This window comes from Longimicrobium sp. (assembly GCF_036554565.1).
In the GTDB taxonomy this organism is placed as follows: Bacteria; Gemmatimonadota; Gemmatimonadetes; order Longimicrobiales; family Longimicrobiaceae; genus Longimicrobium.
The window spans coordinates 1-2,539 of the sequence record NZ_DATBNB010000041.1; the positions used below are offsets into that span (position 1 = coordinate 1).

General features: G+C 73.7%; 1 protein-coding gene. It reads right to left on the reverse strand.

The window, feature by feature from the left end:
* Nucleotides 1–187: 187 nt before the first annotated feature.
* A partial coding sequence (locus VIB55_RS01175) for an endonuclease MutS2 (protein ID WP_331874830.1) occupies nucleotides 188–2,539 on the reverse strand: 2,352 nt, incomplete at its 5' end.

The following is a 2,539-nucleotide window of genomic DNA, read 5'->3' on the forward strand; positions in this document are numbered from 1 at the left end:
GTGGCACGCGTGTCAGCGCGGCCGGGTGAGGGCCCCACGGCAACCGAGGTCCACGCATCCGTCGCCGCTGCCGCGCCCGAGCTTGTACGTGTCCGCCGCTAGATCCTTCGGCCCGCGCAGTCCTGCGTACGGGCTGGTGCGGCGCGCCTGGGCCTCAGGATGACAGGGTGCCGGGGCGGCGGGCCAACTACGCGAACTCCACCACCGTCACGCCCGTCCCGCCCTCGAACAGCTCGCCCGGGCGCGCGACCGAAATCCGGCGGTCGGCCTTCAGCAGCTCGCGGACGTGCGCGCGCAGCACACCCGTGCCCTTGCCGTGGATGATGCGGAACGTGGGCAGCCCCGCCAGCAGCGCGTTGTCCAGCGCGCGCCCCAGCACCGTCTCCACCTCGTCGGGCCGCATCCCGCGCAGATCCACCTCCGGACGCGCATCCGCCGCGGCGGTGTTGATGTATCCGCCCGACGGACGGCCCTTCGGCTGCGCCGCGCCCTGGTCGCCCGCGGGGAGCGGCGTCAGGTCCTCGCGCGGCAGGAGCAGGCGCATCACGCCCGCCTCCACCATCGCCTTGCCGTCGCGCACGTCCACGATCACCCCCGTGCGCCCCAGCGACTCGATCCGCACCCGCACCCCGGGCTCCAGTTCGATTTCGGTAGCCTCGGCCTTCATCCCAGCCTTGGCTGCGCGGCGCTCGGCGGGCGTCTTTTCCCGCTGCCGGAGCGCCGCTTCCTCCACCTTCCGGCGCGCGGCGCGGGCGGCCTCGTCCAGTTTCTCGGCGTCGCCGGCCGCGCGCACGTCGCGGATGGCGGCTTCCACCTCGGCGCGCGCCTGCAGCAACAGGTCGCGCGCCTGCTGGCGGGCGCGGCGTTCCGCGTCACGCTCGCGCTGCTTCAGGTCGCGCTCGCGTGCCTCCATCTGCTCGCGAAGAGCCGCCGTTTCCGCCAGGCTGCGCTCCAGCGCGGCGGTCTGGTCGGCGAAGCGCTGCTCCTTGGCCTCCAGGTCCAGCAGCAGCCGGGCGACGTCTCGCTCGCCCTGCGGAAGCGTGGCCTCGGCGTCTTCCAGCAGGCGCGGCTCCAGCCCCAGCCGCCGCGCGATCGCCAGCCCGTACGAGCGGCCCGGGATTCCCTTCAGCAGCCGGTAGGTGGGCTGCAGCCGCTCGGCGTCGAACTGCAGCGAGGCGTTGATGATCCCCGGCTCCTCGGCCGCGAGCAGCTTCAGCTGGCCCAGGTGCGTGGTGGCGACGGTGAAGCACGAGCGGCGCGTCAGCTCCACGAGCACCGCGCGGGCCAGGGCGGCGCCCTCCTGCGGGTCGGTTCCGCTGCCGATTTCGTCCGTCAGCACCAGCGACTCCCACCCCGCGCCCTCCAGCACCTCGCGCAGGTTCTTCAGGTGCGCCGAAAAGGTGGAAAGCGACGCCTCGATGCTCTGCTCGTCGCCGATGTCGGCGTACACGTCGCGGAACACGGGAAGCCGCGTTCCCTTGGCCACCGGCGGAATGACGCCGCTCTGCGCCAGCAGCGAAACCAGGCCGATGGCCTTGAGCAGCACCGTCTTGCCCCCGGTGTTGGGGCCAGAGATCAGCAGCGTGCGCTCGCCCCGGTCCATCCGCAGGTCGAACGGCACCACGGCGTCGCCCCGCGCCAGGAGAATGGGGTGGTAGCCGCGCACCACCTCGTACTCCTCCGTCCCTGGCTCCAGCAGCGCCGGCGCGCGCCCGTCCACGCGCAGCGCGTAGCGGGCACGCGCGTAGAGTGAATCCAGCGACACCAGGGCGTCGAGCGACGCCAGCAGCGCGGGCTGCAGCGGCCGCAGCCGGGCCGTCAGCTCGCGGAGGATGCGCGTGACCTCGCGCGCCTCCTGCGCCTCCAGCTCGCGCAGCCGGTTCATCATCTCCACGGCGACGGGCGGCTCCACGAACAGCGTGGCCCCCGTCGCCGACTCGTCGTGGACGATGCCGCCCACCTCGCCACGCCCCTCGCGGCGCACGGGGATCACGTAGCGCCCCTCGCGTACGGTCACCGAAGAGTCCTGCACCTGCAGGTGCGGCGGCAGCGACGCCATGTACGAGGCCAGCCGCTCCACCAGCCGGCCGCGGGCGCTCTTCAGCTCACGCCGCAGGCGGTACAGCGCGGGCGACGCCTCGTCGCGCACCAGCCCGGCGTCGTCCAGCGTCCGGGCGATCTCGGCCTCGTCCTTTTCGGCTTCGGCCAGCCCGCCGGCGATCAGCGACAGGTACGGGAGCGAGGACTGCTGGTGCAGCACCGCGCGCCGCGTGGTGCGCGACGAGGCCAGCAGCACGCCCACGTCGCGCAGGTGAGGCCCGTCCAGCACCGACCCCTCCACCCGCATGCGGCGGAGCGGCTCCACCACGTCGGGAATGGCGGGCACCGACCAGCCGGAATCGCCGCGCAGGAACGCGCGCATCTCCTCCACCCGCGCCAGCTCGGGGCCGATCCACCCCAGGTCGGCGCTGGGCGAAAGTGCGCGCACCGCGTCGGCGCCAAGGCCCGACGAGGCGAAGCGGGCCACGAGGTCCAGCGC